We start from the raw sequence: 12,627 nt of genomic DNA, 5'->3' as shown, positions 1-12,627 counted from the left end.
GATGGCCATCACGCTTCGCCAGTCCGACGCCGATTTCGAGCAGCGCTTTGCCGCGTTCCTGCTGACCAAGCGGGAGGTCTCGGCCGATGTCGACGCCGTGGTGCGCGAGATCATCGCCAAGGTGCGCGCCGAGGGCGACGCCGCGCTGGTCGAGTACACGCAGAAATTCGGCGGCGGCGACCTGGCCGAGCTCGGCATCGCCGTCTCCAGGGACGACATTGCCCAGGCTTACGATGCAGCCGATCCGCAAACGGTCGAGGCGCTGAAATTCGCCCGCGAGCGCATCCGCGCCCATCACCAGCGCCAGCTGCCGCAGGACGACCGCTACACCGATGCCGCCGGCGTCGAGCTCGGCTCGCGCTGGACGGCGATCGAGGCCGTGGGGCTCTATGTGCCGGGCGGCACGGCGAGCTATCCGAGCTCGGTGCTGATGAACGCGGTGCCGGCCAAGGTCGCCGGCGTCGAGCGCATCGCCATGGTGGTGCCGGCCTCCGGCGGCGACGTGCCGCCGCTGGTGCTGGTGGCGGCCGACCTTGCCGGCGTCTCCGAAATCTACCGCGTCGGTGGCGCCCAGGCGATCGCCGCCCTTGCCTTTGGCACCGAAACGATAAAGCCTGTCGCCAAGATCGTCGGCCCCGGCAATGCCTATGTCGCGGCGGCCAAGCGCCAGGTGTTCGGAACGGTCGGCATCGACATGATCGCCGGGCCTTCGGAAGTGCTGGTTGTGGCGGACGGCAGCAACGATCCGGACTGGATCGCTGCCGACCTGCTCGCCCAGGCCGAGCACGACGTATCGTCGCAGTCGATCCTGATCACCGACGATTCTGCCTTTGGCGAGGCGGTCGAACAGGCGGTGGAGCGGCAGTTGCAGAACCTGCCGCGCGGAGAAACGGCGGCGGCGAGCTGGCGCGATTTCGGCGCCGTGATCCTGGTGCCGACGATCGAGGCGGCACTGCCGCTGGTCGACCGCATCGCCGCCGAACATGTCGAGCTTGCCATCGACGACCCCGAAGCTTTCCTGGCGCGAATGCGCAATGCCGGTGCGGTGTTTCTCGGCCGCCATACGCCGGAGGCCATCGGCGACTATGTCGCCGGCTCCAACCACGTGCTGCCGACAGCGCGCTCGGCGCGCTTCTCGTCCGGACTTTCGGTGCTCGATTTCGTCAAGCGCACTTCGGTCCTGAAGCTCGGGCCGGAGCAGTTGCGGGCGCTGGCGCCGGCGGCGATTACGCTCGCCAAGGCGGAAGGCCTCGATGCGCATGGACGCTCCGTCGGCATCCGGCTGAACATGTAGACATGTCCGACTACGACCAAACCCGCGCCAGGCTGATCGATGTCGAGCTCGACGAGACGATCGGCCGCTCGACGCCCGATGTCGAGCATGAGCGGGCGGTGGCGATCTTCGACCTGATCGAGGAGAACCGTTTTCAACCGGTCAATGACGATGGCGCCGGGCCGTACCGACTAAAACTGTCGCTGGCCCAATCCCGGCTGGTTTTCGCCGTGACGCGCGAGGACGGCGCAGCCGTGGTCACCCACATCCTGTCGCTGACGCCGCTCAGGCGCATCGTCAAGGATTACTACATGATCTGCGAAAGCTATTATGATGCCATCCGAACCGCGACGCCCAGCCATATCGAGGCGATCGACATGGGCCGGCGCGGCCTGCACAATGAAGGCTCGCAAACGCTGATGGACCGGCTTGCCGGCAAGATCGAGATTGACTTCGACACGGCGCGCCGGCTGTTCACGCTGGTTTGCGTGCTGCACTGGCGAGGCTGAACTGGCCGCCCCGCTGCCCCGCCCGATCCTGCCCCGCTCGATCCTGTTTGTCTGCGGCATGAACGCAGTGCGCTCGCCGATGGCCGAATTGCTGGCACGCAAGGTGCTCCCGCCCACCACCTTCGTTGCCTCGGCCGGGGTGCGCGGCGGGGAACGCGATCCGTTCGTCGATGCCGTGCTGGCCGAAGAGGGCCTTTCACTGGGCGAACGGCACCCGAGAACGATGGACGACCTTGAGGACGATTATTTCGACCTGATCGTGACGCTGGCGCCGGAAGCCCACCACACCGCGCTCGAGCTCACCCGTTCGCTGGCCGTCGAAGTCGAATATTGGCCGATGCCCGACCCGACCGGCGTCAGCGGCACGCGCGAGCAGATCATGGCTGCCTATCGCGACGTGCGCGAGCGGCTGAAGGCGCGGATCGGCCGCCGTTTTCTCGGCAACGGGGCTGAAAACGCTGCGGATTAAGCATGTTCACAAGCGGACGTTTATCATATAGGTTCCGCGCAACTTTCCGGCCGGGGCGCTGGAAGTATCCATCCAAGCAAAGGTATCGAATGCCGAAGGAAGAAGTCCTCGAGTTTCCGGGTGTCGTGACAGAACTGCTGCCCAACGCCATGTTCAGGGTCAAGCTCGAAAACGAACATGAAATCATCGCCCATACGGCCGGCCGCATGCGCAAGAACCGCATCCGCGTTCTGACCGGCGACAAGGTCCTGGTCGAGATGACGCCCTACGACCTGACCAAGGGCCGCATCACCTACCGCTTCAAGTAAGTTCAAGGACCCGGCCGGGATCGCGATGGGCATTTTGCAGAAGCTCGTGCTTGCCTCGGGTTCGCCACGCCGGATAGAGCTGCTGCAGCAGGCCGGCATCGAGCCGGACCGTGTGTTGCCGGCTGATGTCGACGAGACGCCGCTGCGTGCCGAGCATCCGCGCTCGCTGGCCAAGCGGTTGGCGACGCAGAAGGCCGAGAAGGCGCTGGCCTCGCTGAAGACCGAGACCGACTACGTGCCGACATTCGTGCTGGCCGCCGACACCGTGGTCGCCGTCGGGCGGCGCATCCTGCCCAAGGCCGAGACGTTCGACGACGCCGCCAACTGCCTCGGGCTTTTGTCCGGCCGTTCGCACCGCGTCTATTCCGGCATCTGCCTGATCACGCCGGGCGGCAAGCAGCGCTTGCGGCTGGTCGAGACCAGGGTGCGTTTCAAGCGGCTGCCGCGCGAGGAGATCGAGGCCTACATCGCATCCGGAGAATGGCGCGGCAAGGCCGGCGGCTATGGCGTCCAGGGGCTTGCCGGCGCCTTCGTCGTCAAGCTTGTCGGCTCCTACACGAACGTCGTCGGCCTGCCTCTCTACGAGACGGTGGCGCTGCTCAGCGGCGAAGGCTTCAAGGTGCACGCCAACTGGCTGTCGGGTGCACGGATATGAGCTCGGACGACAAGGTCACGCCGCTGCGTCCCAAGCGGCCCTGCCCGGAATGCGGCAAACCATCGGCGCGCGAAACCTATCCGTTCTGCTCGACGCGCTGCAAGGACATCGACCTCAACCGCTGGCTGAAGGGGGTCTACGTCATCCCGGGCCGCGACGACGAGGATGAGAACGACGACCAGAAATAGCACCGTCCACCTGCGGTTTTCCACAGGCTTGGGACGGTTTCGCAGCCGCGATCGTGACCGATGATCGGCCTTGCGGACTGCCTGTCGCTTCCGACTGAAATCAATGTCCAGAACTTGTTCCATCCGGGCACTGTCGGACGGAACAGGTTCTGGCGTTTTGCCTGTACGCATCCGGTGAAGACCGCAGGTATTAAGCGCACCGAGTGAAGATAGCGGCTCGGGCGTCGTCAGCTCGCGTCATGGATCATGTGGTTCTGGTAAAGGTAAGAGATTATCCTGCTAAATTCTTCGATCCCATTTTGAGGATCCATGAAGTAATCACCATGCCGCCAAAGAGCCTGATCGAGGAATTCTGGAGCGGGGACAGCTTCGATGTGAGCGAGTGCTCCTATCGCCCAATTCTGGTTATAAACTCGACCATTTAGAGGTAGGTAGGCATTGAGGTATGATCTTAAAAGGCCGGCACAATGCTCGCCTCCGACTAAGCCCAACGCTACGCAGTATCCTTGCCCGGAGTAAACCATCTCGCTTGCGAGGAGCAGCTTGCCGATCAAGTTGACGAAGCGAGTACGTTTGCTGAGACCTATAAACCAAGCAGCACAGAGGCGACCCCGCCACTCGCGCTCGATCAAAAGTCTTTCGATTTGTTCGTCCGAAATGGTGTTCGCGGCATTTACGATCGCTTGTCTGATGCCGCTGCCATCAGCCCGATCGGGGCGTCTGAAATTTGCATGCAGGAGACTAAGGTAAAAGGGGCGCACAAACGTGTTGCGCAGTGCCACGTGATCGGAAGGCGCCGTAGGGGTCATGCTACAAGCTTGGTCTGATTTACGAACGGCCGCCAGTTCCAGGGCAGCAGTTCGTCAAGCTTCAATTCCGGGTAATCGTTAATCCGGGCGAGGACGTCGGCGAGCCAGGCCTGCGGGTCGATATCGTTCATCTTGGCGCTGACGATCATGCTGTAGAGAACGGCAGCGCGCTGTCCGCCGCGATCGGAACCGCAGAACAGCCAGGACTTTCTGCCGAGAGCGATGCCGCGCAGGGCTCGCTCGGCTGCATTGTTGGATAGGCAGATCCGCCCATCGTCGAGGAACCGGGTGAAGGATGACCAGCGCGCAGTATGTAGTTGAACGCCTTGATCAGGTCGTGCCCGCGCGAGAGCTTGTCGCGCGTCTCGATCATCCAGCTCTCGAGCTCGGTGACCAGCGGCAGGCTCCGCTCCTGGCGCACGGCGTGGCATTGGCCTGGCGACAGGCCGTTGATCTCGCGTTCGACATCGAACAGGGCATCGATGCGCTTCACGGCTTCAACCGCTAGCGGATAGACTAGGTTGGGCTTCTCGCCGCGCGCCTTCTTGCGCGCCGCCGCTTCGATATCGGCCAGCTCGAACACTTTGCGCCGGCTGTGGGCCCAGCAGCTGGCTTCCAGAACAGGCGCCGGCTGACGGCCCGTCGCATAGAGATCGCCATAACCGCCATAGGCATCGGCCTGCAGAATGCCGCTCCAGCCGGCGAGATGCGCCGCGGGATGTTCGCCTCGACGATCACGGGAATAGTAGAACACCACCGCCGGCGGATCGGCGCCGCCGAACGGTCGGTCATCGCGCACATAGGTCCATAATCGGCCGGTATCGGTCTTGCCCTTGGCCAGGACCGGAACCGTCGTGTCGTCGCCGTGCAGACGTGAAGCGGCCAGCACATGGGCTTCGAGCCGCTTGAACAGCGGCATCAGCGCCGCGGCGCCGGCGCCGACCTGGTCGGCGAGCGTCGACAGGCTGAGCGGCACGCCTTCGCGGGCATAGCGTTCAGCCTGGCGGTTGAGCGGATGATGCTGGCCGAACTTCTCGAACAGGATCATCGCCAGCAGGCCAGGACCGGCCCAGCCGCGCGGGGTGGCGTGGAAGGGCGCCGGAGCCTGGCTGATCGTCTCGCAGTCGCGGCAGGTGAACTTCTCCCGCACGTGCTGGATCACCTTCCATTGCCGCGGCACCACCTCCAGCGTCTCGGTGATATCCTCACCAAGCTTGCGCAGCCGATGACCGCCACAGCAGTGGCAAGCGCTCGGCGCCGGCTCGACCACGCGTTCGCGTGGCAGATGCTCGGGAAATGGCTGGCGCGCTGGTCGTTTGCGCACATAAGGCGCCACCTCGGTGGTCCGGGCCGCGGCCTGTTCGGCGGCGATCTCGTCTTCCGTCGCCGTGCTCTCGAGTTCCTCGAAGGTGAGCTCCATCTGGTCGTGCAGACGGGCTGAGCGTTCAGAACTCTGACCATGCAGCGCCCGCTGCAGCTTCCGGATCGTCAGATCCTGATGTGCGATCAGCGCCGCATCACCCGATGCCTTGGCCCTGGCGACCGCCAGTTCGGCCTCCACCAGCGCAGCGCGCGCGGCCTCGTCTTCGGCTCTGGCCAACGCCGCTCTCAGCGCGCCGATATCGTCCGGAACAGCATCCTGGGCAGTGGCAACCATGCCCTGGAATGAATCATAAAACGCGTCCGCTGACTCGCGGAAAATGGCGCAAACTCAAAGAAAAACTCAGCCCGCGCGCTGGGGGCGGAACGTGTGGCGCGGGTTGCGCCAATCGATCCCGTCGAGCATGTACGCCAACTGAGAAGGCGATATGGAAACCGTGCCGTCCGCCGGCGACGGCCATAGAAACCGGCCCTTCTCGAGCCGTTTTGCATATAGCGACATGCCGAGCCCATCATGCCAGATAAGGAAGACATAAAGATCGCCGGCATGCGGATCCCGGCCCAACGTCTCCTGAACCTGCAGAGCGAGCCCTTGCATCCCGCGACGCATATCGGTCCGGCCGACCGCCAACCAGATCCGCACCTGGCTCGGAACCGGGATCATGAAACGCCCAGCGCCTTCACCATCGCCGCCGCCAGTGTCGGCGGCGTGGTCAGCGGAATCCGCAGCCGCACCTTGCCGGCGATCTCCAGCTCGATCACCGCTGGCGGCGCCGCCGGCACCGAAGCGGCGACAAGCTTATCGGGAACCACGACAACTTCGGCAAAGCCCGTCTCGCGGGCTCTCACCGTGCGGCGCCACTTATAGATCAGGCTGGTCGCGACATCGCACTGACGCGCCACCGCCGCCACCGTGGCTCCGGGCGCGAATGCCGCGGCCAGTATCCGGCACTGATCCTCTTCACTCCAACGACGCCGCCGCTCCGGCCCGGTCAATAATGTCACATGGCTCATGCTGTGCTGCTAGCTACGGTCGTAAGGACGATCTTAAGAGCGCAGCCTCGCTACCGTGCCGTGCTCGCGCAAGGCGGCCTTCGCCGGAGGCGTACTTTTGTCTGAGCATGATCTTTTCCGAAAACCGGATTCCACTTTCGGGATCATGCTTTTTGTCTGAGCATAATCTTTTTCCGAAAACCGGATTCCACTTTTCGGGATCATGCTTTTTGTCTGAGCATAATCTTTTTTCCGAAAACCGGATTCCACTTTTCGGGATCATGCTCTAAGCGCTGGACAGGCCGAATTCCCGTGCTATAACCCACGCGCTTTCAAGGGGTGCCGACGGCGCTTTCATGAACCCGGTGTGCAGATTGCCGCCCGCCGGAGCAGGCCCAGATAGCTCAGTTGGTAGAGCAGCGGACTGAAAATCCGCGTGTCGGTGGTTCGAATCCGCCTCTGGGCACCATCCTACCGCTTTGTTTCCATTGTCGTTTTCGGCTCCACTCATGGTGTCGATGTCCATCGGTTTGACGTTTTCTTTAGGCGGGTTTGACAGTTTTTGTTCGCCGCCTGTTCACTTCGGCGTCAAAATTGGTGACAACAGCGCTCATTTTCTGGCTCTTGTTGGCGCGCTTGGAATAGTGCCTCGCCATCTCGATTGTCTTCTGCCCGAGCATGTCGGCAATCGTCCGCTCGTCGTATCCCATTTCGGCAAGGATGGTCGCTACGGTGTGGCGGAGGCCTTTCAGCGTCAGCCCCAGCTGCACGGCGCCCGAGCGCTCGAGCTGCTGCCGAATCGGGCGCCAGGACGCGCGAAAGCCTGATGGAGTCCAGGGCTTGCCGTAGCTGTTGGCGCAGAGCGTGATGGCGGCATGCTTCGGCGCCAACGCCAGCTCGGCCACAACGGGCGCCGGCAGGGGAAACCACATCGGAACGCCTGTCTTGCCTCGCCTCGCGTCGATCATGCCCTCGGAAACGGCCGTAGGCGGGATTTTAAGCGCGTCCTGCGGATCGAGGCCGCAATACATCATCAGAGCGATCGGCACGCGCATATGCGCCGGCAGCGCGGCGGCGACGGCATCGCGCTCGCTATCAGACCATGGCCGATTCGCATCAGCCAATCCGCGCGGCCGACGGATGCCCTTAATCTTCATCGCCGGGTTGATTTTCAAATAGCCGCGCTCCACGCCCCACGCGAATGTCAGGGCGAGAACGGTCTTGACGTAGTTGCCAAATCGCCGGCCGTGCTTTGCTGCCGCCTTATCGCGGATCTTGACGACCAGCGGCGGCGTGAAGCGCTCCAGCATCGTGCCGGCTATCGGCTGTAGATAATCAAAGCAGCGCTGGTAATCGGCGCGCGTGCGCGCGGCTAGGTCGGTGAAAAACACACTGGCGCGATAGCGGGCGATGAGCTGGCCGAGTGTGCCGGGCTTCGGATCATCCGCCTTGTCGTTGAGCGCCACGATGCGCCCACACTCGGCAAGGAAGGTCAGGCCGCCGAGGGGAAACTTTGCAAGGTCGATCATGGTTCCGGTCTTGCGGTGCCGACAGCGCCACTTGTAGGGCGGCTTCCGGTCCTGCCAGATGGCGAAGCCCTTGGCGCGCACAATGGCCATCAGTCGAGCTTGCCGAGAATGTCGTCATCGGCGGCGACGTCGCCGCCTTTCAGTCCGTCGAGCCATGCATCGCAGTCGTGCATATCGTAGAGCTTGGCACCGCCCGGCATCACGATGGGCGGCACGGCAGCCGCAATGCGCTTGGCGGGAATACCGCAATATGCCGCCGCCTCGCGCTCTGAAAGCATACGGCGCGGTGCAACGCGCAGATTAAGTGTTGCGATTGTCATGTTCATCGCCTCGAGCGTCGAGCGCCTTCTGCAGCATGAAATTGATCTGACCGTTCATTGTCCGCATGTTGTCGCGCGCAACTTCCGCGATGCGGTTTCGCATTCCGTCGGGCATGCGAACAACGAACTTCTCCAGCAAATCCGAGGGCTGCTTCTGCTGTGCCACGGCTGGGGGCCTCCTTTGGGCAAATCATTCCGAGCCGCAACTATCATGGCGGAGCGCTATCATTGTCAACGATCGGGCAATGTTTTTTTACTAGCGGACCGCCACTAGACCAAATAGGCTTGGCAAATGGCAGCGAAAATCTCCCCTTCCGATCTCGTCGACAAATTCGTGTTGCGCATGCCAGACGGCATGCGGGAGCGCATTGCGATCGAGGCTCACCGAAACGGGCGATCAATGAATGCCGAGATCATAGAGGTTTTGGACCGCGAGTTTCCTGTGGCGCCTTCGCTCGAAGAGATTTTCGAACAGGTCGATTTCCTGATCAACATGTACAAAAAAGATGCCGATGATCTGATCCGGCGCGACATGCTGTCGATGCTCTCAGTCATCAAGATAAAGTTCGACGAGCTGCGCAAGAACAGGTCTGAGAAAAAAGAATAAGACGAGGGGATTTCCCCGCTCCCCTTCTTGTGTCCAACGGCTCAACCGCACAACTATCGCGAAACGGGCGACCGAAAGGGCCGCCCGGGAACAATCAAGACTTATCGCGCGACGTGTGCTCACGCTGAGCGATCATAAGGCAGTCGTCGTCATCGCCTCTATGTCCGCGACGAGGCTTTTGAGGATCGTTATCTCGCTTTCCTCGTCATCGGTGTTCCACCGCTTTCTAACCCTCACCTTGACAAGCAGACCCGCCAAACTCCTTGCTCGAGCCTCCATGACGCGATCGAACGCGCGGGCCGTCGCTGCCGCCTTTTTGGCTTCTTTCTCTTCCGCCTTGCGAACAAGTGACATGAGACGATCAAGCTCCTCCTCCAGTTCCGCCGTCCTGGCGGTGGCCTCCTTCCGTCGATCGTCCGCGGCGTTGAACTTTGCCTCGAGCCGCAAGAGCTTTGCGTCGGTTTTGCCCATCACACCGCCTCACCTGCGAGGTGCCTGATATCGGTGGCAATCGACATCAATGCATCGTTTTTGTCAGCCGAGTTGCAACCCATCCTGTCGGCCGCTCGGAGCTTGACCAGGATCCCGTCCAACGTGTGGGCCTGGGTTGCCAAGATGCGTTCGCCGACCTGGTAAAACTCGGCGGATCGCGTGCTGTAGGCAGCTTCTGCGGCATCAACGCCGGCCTGGTGATTGATCTGAGCCACTTTGTCGACGAAGGCATCCTGCAAAGCCCTGTGCGCGGCCCGCTGCTCTTCACGCGCCCTGTGAAAATCGCGCAAAGGCGCCGGCTGTTTTTCCGGAAACGCAAGGTCGCGCACAAGCATGCCGCCCGTCATCTCATGAAGATCGTCCGGCATGCGCCGTTCCTTCCATGCCGCAGGCTCCGGGGGATAGAGCTTATCGGCCTTCCTGCTCACTCGACAGCAGGCGTTGTTAGCCCGATTCATTTGGGCCTCAGCTTCGGCCATTTCCTGATCGAGCCAGAACAGATCGGCGTCGGGATGCTCGGCGGCAGGCGCGGCCGGAATAGCCGCTACCAACGCAGCGGCGACGGCTGACGATGCTGCCAGGCTATGAAGGACCTGGCGGCGGTTGATTGACGGCAAGCCTTCGGCGGCTGCCGCAACGAGTGCGTTCGGCATTGCATTTGCTCCTAGGTTCGCATTGTGCGATAACCCATTTCATGTAATGTTACCGGTTTAAAGTCAACCTATTTTATGTAAGGTTTCCCAAAACATGTCACTTACCCCGGCGCAATGCCGCGCGGCGAGAGGTCTAGTAGACTGGTCGCAAGCGCAGCTCGCGGATGCTGCGAAGGTCGCAACTAAAACCCTTGCGGATTTCGAGCGTGGGAAACGCACCCCCTACGATCGCACGTTGGAGGATGTCAGAGCAGCCCTCGAGGCGGCCGGCGTGATCTTCGTCGACGAGAACGGCGAAGGGCCAGGCGTGCGACTGAGGAAAGCGCGATGACTAATTTGCCGCAATGGGCCCAAATTCTTCAGGCGCTGCTAACTCCAGTGATCGCTCTAGCAGTAGGTTTCATTGCGTATCGGCAATGGCGCACCGCTCACAGCCGATTGGTGCTCGACCTTTTTGAAAAGCGCCTCGCTGTCTACGAGCAGACGAGGAAGGCAATATCATTCGTCAATACCCATGGGAGGACGAGCCGCGAGGCCGAAATCGATCTCCTTGAAGCCATGAATTCTGCTGAGTTCCTATTCGGCCAAGACGTTCGCGACTATCTCGATAAGATGTGGGAGCGGTTCGTCAGGCTGGGCGCGGCATGCGCGATGATTGAAGGGACCGAAGGCGAGGAGCGGAGAAAGCAGCTAGAGTTGAAATCGCGTCTTTCGATGGAGTTCACCCAGTTCTACTATGAGGGATCGGACATTTTTTCCCCATACATGAGAATGGAACACCGGCTTAGAAAAGCGGTGAAAAACCCCAGGCAGAGGCCGGGCGCGGCAAAGGCAAAATAACAACCAGTGCGCCAACCGGTCACCGCAGGCGAACGTATTTTTCTTCAACTCACGTGATCTAGCCGGCGTCAGCGAAACCGGCTAAGTAGAAGATGGGTTTGGGGAGGCTGTACCATGACGCTTGAGCACGTCGTCTCAAGATCTCGAATGATTCTGCGCAAAATTGTGGGGACTTCGCGGGCTGATCGAGAAGCCGACCTTCTTGATACGCTAAGAAAAGCTGCGTCGCCAAAGATATTGCTGCTGGGCGATAGCTTGATCGACGCATCTCGTGCAGGTGTCGGTGATCCTCGTGTTGCGAGGGGAGCCTATGGGGGATCACGCATCGCCGACCTACTGGCCACGATCAGCCGAATCAAAGGAGCTTTTTTGTGGAACAAGGTGGCTGGTGCGGTCGTCGCCGTCGGCGTCAACGACGCTCAGACTGCCGAAGGCGAGGACCTCGAAGGCCGGCAGCGTTACTTCCGATCGGCACTGGACGCGCTGGCCCGTTCCTTGGGCGAAAAGCCATTGGTGTTGCTGACTATCACCGAAATTGCTTCAGCGGGCGCCTTGGTTCCTCGCTTCAATCGAGCCCTGATCGCCTTGCAAAATAGGGAAATACAGAGTGCAACCAATGCGCACGTCTTCGACATTGCCGCGCAATTTGAAGCAGCTGTGTCCAAATCCGGCCTCGCCTATGACGAGGGTTTCACCGACGGCGTGCACATCTCGCCTGTCGGGTATTCTTATTGGGATCCGCTAGTGAGCGAGGCAATCCGGGCGGCGGCCGATCAGGCTGCGAAGCGGGCGAAGTTTTCGGCGTAATCCTGTGCGATCACGTCGGCGGCAGTCCGTCCGGAGATGGTCAGATCTTCGCCATAGGTCCGGTGCATCACCAGTCCGGGACAGGCGTATTGATTGGCCGAGCCGCCGTTCCCCCAATTGAGCGGTGTGCTGTTGGCGGCAAGATCGGGAGTACCCAGCGCAACACTGTTCACCTGGGCGCCGTTCTTGAAATAGACCAGGTTGGTTCCGACCTTGGCGATTGCCACCTGCTCTAGCCCGGTCGGCGCGCCGACAGCCGCGACCCCGGCGGGGCTGCCACTTACGAAGGCATCCATCCTGCCAAACAGGTAGTTGGCCGCATAGCGATGCGCCATCCAAGGGCCGACGCCGGAGTAGGAGGCGCTGGTGTGCTTGGTGATCAGGAAGCCGACATGCCCAGTCGGATCGACTGTGGGGTATGTGACGATGGTCGTGATCAGGAAATCGTGCGCCAGGTTGGTCTGAAAATATTGCGTTCCAGTGCCGAGCTGGACACGGCCGAGCCCGACCGAGGCCTTGAGCTTGAAGCCTTTTGCGGCGGCATCAAAGACGATATCGCCGGCGACCGGCACTTTAAGCAACGCATTCGGCGCTCCGGCGACCAGGTTCCTGACGGCAGCATCATTGGCGACAATATCACTCGCCGGGTCCCAGCTGCCGAGGCGCAGAGCGTCGACAAGCCAGAGCGAACCCACGTTGAGCAGGCCATCCGCCTTTGCGATTGGGTTGTTCAGCCCTGCCGCCATAGCGGCCGGCGAGACGATGGAAAGCGTGCGTGCCATTTCAGTTCCTCGC

20 protein-coding genes and 1 tRNA gene are annotated in these 12,627 nt (G+C 61.6%); 11 read left to right on the top strand and 10 right to left on the bottom strand.

Going from position 1 to position 12,627, the window contains the following annotated elements; all coding sequences use genetic code 11:
• Window position 1: 1 nt before the first annotated feature.
• The 6 genes from hisD to yacG all read left to right on the top strand — a co-directional run bounded on the left by hisD (window position 2) and on the right by yacG (window position 3,402).
• Entirely contained in the window at window positions 2–1,294 is a 1,293-nt protein-coding gene (gene hisD, locus NKJ13_RS21830; protein ID WP_352778322.1) for a histidinol dehydrogenase, read from the top strand.
• 2 nt (window positions 1,295–1,296) lie between these two features.
• Entirely contained in the window at window positions 1,297–1,782 is a 486-nt protein-coding gene (locus NKJ13_RS21825; RefSeq protein ID WP_352475885.1) for a UPF0262 family protein, read from the top strand.
• Window position 1,783: 1 nt separating this feature from the next.
• Window positions 1,784–2,251 (top strand): arsenate-mycothiol transferase ArsC, encoded by a 468-nt coding sequence (locus NKJ13_RS21820; protein ID WP_292663983.1) that lies wholly within the window; start codon window positions 1,784–1,786, stop codon window positions 2,249–2,251.
• A gap of 89 nt (window positions 2,252–2,340) precedes the next feature.
• Window positions 2,341–2,559, top strand: a complete 219-nt coding sequence (gene infA / locus NKJ13_RS21815; protein ID WP_006200926.1) for a translation initiation factor IF-1 — start codon at window positions 2,341–2,343, stop codon at window positions 2,557–2,559.
• A 25-nt stretch (window positions 2,560–2,584) separates the two neighbouring features.
• Window positions 2,585–3,214 carry a Maf-like protein gene (locus NKJ13_RS21810; RefSeq protein WP_352702192.1) on the top strand — a complete coding sequence of 210 codons (630 nt, stop codon included), beginning with the start codon at window positions 2,585–2,587 and terminating at the stop codon, window positions 3,212–3,214.
• Window positions 3,211–3,402 carry a DNA gyrase inhibitor YacG gene (yacG, locus tag NKJ13_RS21805; RefSeq protein ID WP_352702195.1) on the top strand — a complete coding sequence of 64 codons (192 nt, stop codon included), beginning with the start codon at window positions 3,211–3,213 and terminating at the stop codon, window positions 3,400–3,402. Before NKJ13_RS21810 ends, yacG begins: the two co-directional genes overlap by 4 nt.
• A 227-nt stretch (window positions 3,403–3,629) precedes the next feature.
• Here yacG and NKJ13_RS21800 read toward each other — a convergent pair whose 3' ends face one another.
• The 4 genes from NKJ13_RS21800 to tnpA form a co-directional block, all read right to left on the bottom strand.
• Window positions 3,630–4,184: a DUF6000 family protein gene (locus tag NKJ13_RS21800; RefSeq protein WP_352688427.1), complete on the bottom strand. Its 555-nt coding sequence runs from the start codon at window positions 4,182–4,184 to the stop codon at window positions 3,630–3,632.
• A 23-nt stretch (window positions 4,185–4,207) separates the two neighbouring features.
• Window positions 4,208–5,868, bottom strand: a protein-coding gene (gene tnpC / locus NKJ13_RS21795; protein WP_352738473.1) for an IS66 family transposase whose coding sequence is annotated in 2 segments (ribosomal slippage) — window positions 4,208–4,518 and window positions 4,518–5,868 — 1,662 coding nt in all. Because the reading frame shifts where the segments join, the coding sequence is not laid out codon by codon here.
• 66 nt (window positions 5,869–5,934) lie between these two features.
• The gene (gene tnpB, locus NKJ13_RS21790) at window positions 5,935–6,255 is read right to left on the bottom strand and encodes an IS66 family insertion sequence element accessory protein TnpB (protein WP_352738471.1); all 321 of its coding nucleotides are present in this window, start codon (window positions 6,253–6,255) and stop codon (window positions 5,935–5,937) included.
• A complete protein-coding gene (gene tnpA, locus NKJ13_RS21785; protein ID WP_352506222.1) occupies window positions 6,252–6,605 on the bottom strand; it encodes an IS66-like element accessory protein TnpA in 354 nt (117 codons plus the stop codon). The genes tnpB and tnpA overlap by 4 nt, the downstream gene beginning before the upstream one ends.
• Window positions 6,606–6,977: 372 nt before the next feature.
• Between tnpA and NKJ13_RS21780 the strand changes: the two genes are divergently transcribed.
• A tRNA-Phe gene (locus NKJ13_RS21780) sits at window positions 6,978–7,053 on the top strand.
• 73 nt (window positions 7,054–7,126) lie between these two features.
• Here NKJ13_RS21780 and NKJ13_RS21775 read toward each other — a convergent pair.
• Genes NKJ13_RS21775 through NKJ13_RS21765 form a run of 3 tightly spaced genes read right to left on the bottom strand, consistent with a single transcriptional unit; the run spans window position 7,127 to window position 8,599 of the window.
• A complete protein-coding gene (locus NKJ13_RS21775) occupies window positions 7,127–8,203 on the bottom strand; it encodes a tyrosine-type recombinase/integrase (protein WP_352778319.1) in 1,077 nt (358 codons plus the stop codon).
• Window positions 8,203–8,433 (bottom strand): hypothetical protein, encoded by a 231-nt coding sequence (locus tag NKJ13_RS21770; protein WP_352640430.1) that lies wholly within the window; start codon window positions 8,431–8,433, stop codon window positions 8,203–8,205. The genes NKJ13_RS21775 and NKJ13_RS21770 overlap by 1 nt, the downstream gene beginning before the upstream one ends.
• Window positions 8,414–8,599: an Arc family DNA-binding protein gene (locus tag NKJ13_RS21765; RefSeq protein WP_352702199.1), complete on the bottom strand. Its 186-nt coding sequence runs from the start codon at window positions 8,597–8,599 to the stop codon at window positions 8,414–8,416. Before NKJ13_RS21765 ends, NKJ13_RS21770 begins: the two co-directional genes overlap by 20 nt.
• 126 nt (window positions 8,600–8,725) lie before the next feature.
• Between NKJ13_RS21765 and NKJ13_RS21760 the strand changes: the two genes are divergently transcribed.
• The gene (locus NKJ13_RS21760) at window positions 8,726–9,040 is read left to right on the top strand and encodes an Arc family DNA-binding protein (RefSeq protein ID WP_352640429.1); all 315 of its coding nucleotides are present in this window, start codon (window positions 8,726–8,728) and stop codon (window positions 9,038–9,040) included.
• 132 nt (window positions 9,041–9,172) lie between these two features.
• Here NKJ13_RS21760 and NKJ13_RS21755 read toward each other — a convergent pair whose 3' ends face one another.
• Together NKJ13_RS21755 and NKJ13_RS21750 are read right to left on the bottom strand one after the other, a co-directional pair.
• Window positions 9,173–9,511, bottom strand: a complete 339-nt coding sequence (locus NKJ13_RS21755; protein WP_352778316.1) for a hypothetical protein — start codon at window positions 9,509–9,511, stop codon at window positions 9,173–9,175.
• Window positions 9,511–10,185, bottom strand: a complete 675-nt coding sequence (locus tag NKJ13_RS21750; protein WP_352778314.1) for a hypothetical protein — start codon at window positions 10,183–10,185, stop codon at window positions 9,511–9,513. The genes NKJ13_RS21755 and NKJ13_RS21750 overlap by 1 nt, the downstream gene beginning before the upstream one ends.
• Window positions 10,186–10,279: 94 nt before the next feature.
• Between NKJ13_RS21750 and NKJ13_RS21745 the strand changes: the two genes are divergently transcribed.
• The 3 genes from NKJ13_RS21745 (at window position 10,280) to NKJ13_RS21735 (ending at window position 11,832) form a co-directional block, all read left to right on the top strand.
• Complete coding sequence (locus tag NKJ13_RS21745) at window positions 10,280–10,516, top strand: helix-turn-helix domain-containing protein (RefSeq protein WP_352650590.1); 237 nt, start codon at window positions 10,280–10,282, stop codon at window positions 10,514–10,516.
• Window positions 10,513–11,025 (top strand): hypothetical protein, encoded by a 513-nt coding sequence (locus NKJ13_RS21740; protein ID WP_352778311.1) that lies wholly within the window; start codon window positions 10,513–10,515, stop codon window positions 11,023–11,025. The genes NKJ13_RS21745 and NKJ13_RS21740 overlap by 4 nt, the downstream gene beginning before the upstream one ends.
• A gap of 114 nt (window positions 11,026–11,139) precedes the next feature.
• On the top strand, window positions 11,140–11,832 hold the full coding sequence (locus NKJ13_RS21735) for an SGNH/GDSL hydrolase family protein (RefSeq protein ID WP_352778308.1): 693 nt from the start codon (window positions 11,140–11,142) through the stop codon (window positions 11,830–11,832).
• On the opposite strand, the gene NKJ13_RS21730 is transcribed toward NKJ13_RS21735, so the two are convergent.
• The gene (locus tag NKJ13_RS21730; protein ID WP_352778306.1) at window positions 11,799–12,614 is read right to left on the bottom strand and encodes a hypothetical protein; all 816 of its coding nucleotides are present in this window, start codon (window positions 12,612–12,614) and stop codon (window positions 11,799–11,801) included. The genes NKJ13_RS21735 and NKJ13_RS21730 overlap by 34 nt on opposite strands.
• Between the last annotated feature and the right edge of the window lie 13 nt (window positions 12,615–12,627).

The sequence above is a fragment of the Mesorhizobium sp. M0174 genome (assembly GCF_040322275.1).
Taxonomy (GTDB): Bacteria; Pseudomonadota; Alphaproteobacteria; order Rhizobiales; family Rhizobiaceae; genus Mesorhizobium.
This window is presented reverse-complemented; position numbering and strand designations above follow the sequence as displayed.

Bases quoted from the DNA above. Each gene is read 5' to 3' on its own strand.
- hisD (WP_352778322.1), top strand. From the start codon at position 2: ATGGCCATCACGCTTCGCCAGTCCGACGCCGATTTCGAGCAGCGCTTT.
- NKJ13_RS21825 (WP_352475885.1), top strand. From the start codon at position 1,297: ATGTCCGACTACGACCAAACCCGCGCCAGGCTGATCGATGTCGAGCTC.
- infA (WP_006200926.1), top strand. From the start codon at position 2,341: ATGCCGAAGGAAGAAGTCCTCGAGTTTCCGGGTGTCGTGACAGAACTG.
- NKJ13_RS21810 (WP_352702192.1), top strand. From the start codon at position 2,585: ATGGGCATTTTGCAGAAGCTCGTGCTTGCCTCGGGTTCGCCACGCCGG.
- yacG (WP_352702195.1), top strand. From the start codon at position 3,211: ATGAGCTCGGACGACAAGGTCACGCCGCTGCGTCCCAAGCGGCCCTGC.
- tnpB (WP_352738471.1), bottom strand. From the start codon at position 6,255: ATGATCCCGGTTCCGAGCCAGGTGCGGATCTGGTTGGCGGTCGGCCGG.
- tnpA (WP_352506222.1), bottom strand. From the start codon at position 6,605: ATGAGCCATGTGACATTATTGACCGGGCCGGAGCGGCGGCGTCGTTGG.
- NKJ13_RS21775 (WP_352778319.1), bottom strand. From the start codon at position 8,203: ATGGCCATTGTGCGCGCCAAGGGCTTCGCCATCTGGCAGGACCGGAAG.
- NKJ13_RS21770 (WP_352640430.1), bottom strand. From the start codon at position 8,433: ATGACAATCGCAACACTTAATCTGCGCGTTGCACCGCGCCGTATGCTT.
- NKJ13_RS21760 (WP_352640429.1), top strand. From the start codon at position 8,726: ATGGCAGCGAAAATCTCCCCTTCCGATCTCGTCGACAAATTCGTGTTG.
- NKJ13_RS21755 (WP_352778316.1), bottom strand. From the start codon at position 9,511: ATGGGCAAAACCGACGCAAAGCTCTTGCGGCTCGAGGCAAAGTTCAAC.
- NKJ13_RS21750 (WP_352778314.1), bottom strand. From the start codon at position 10,185: ATGCCGAACGCACTCGTTGCGGCAGCCGCCGAAGGCTTGCCGTCAATC.
- NKJ13_RS21745 (WP_352650590.1), top strand. From the start codon at position 10,280: ATGTCACTTACCCCGGCGCAATGCCGCGCGGCGAGAGGTCTAGTAGAC.
- NKJ13_RS21740 (WP_352778311.1), top strand. From the start codon at position 10,513: ATGACTAATTTGCCGCAATGGGCCCAAATTCTTCAGGCGCTGCTAACT.
- NKJ13_RS21735 (WP_352778308.1), top strand. From the start codon at position 11,140: ATGACGCTTGAGCACGTCGTCTCAAGATCTCGAATGATTCTGCGCAAA.
- NKJ13_RS21730 (WP_352778306.1), bottom strand. From the start codon at position 12,614: ATGGCACGCACGCTTTCCATCGTCTCGCCGGCCGCTATGGCGGCAGGG.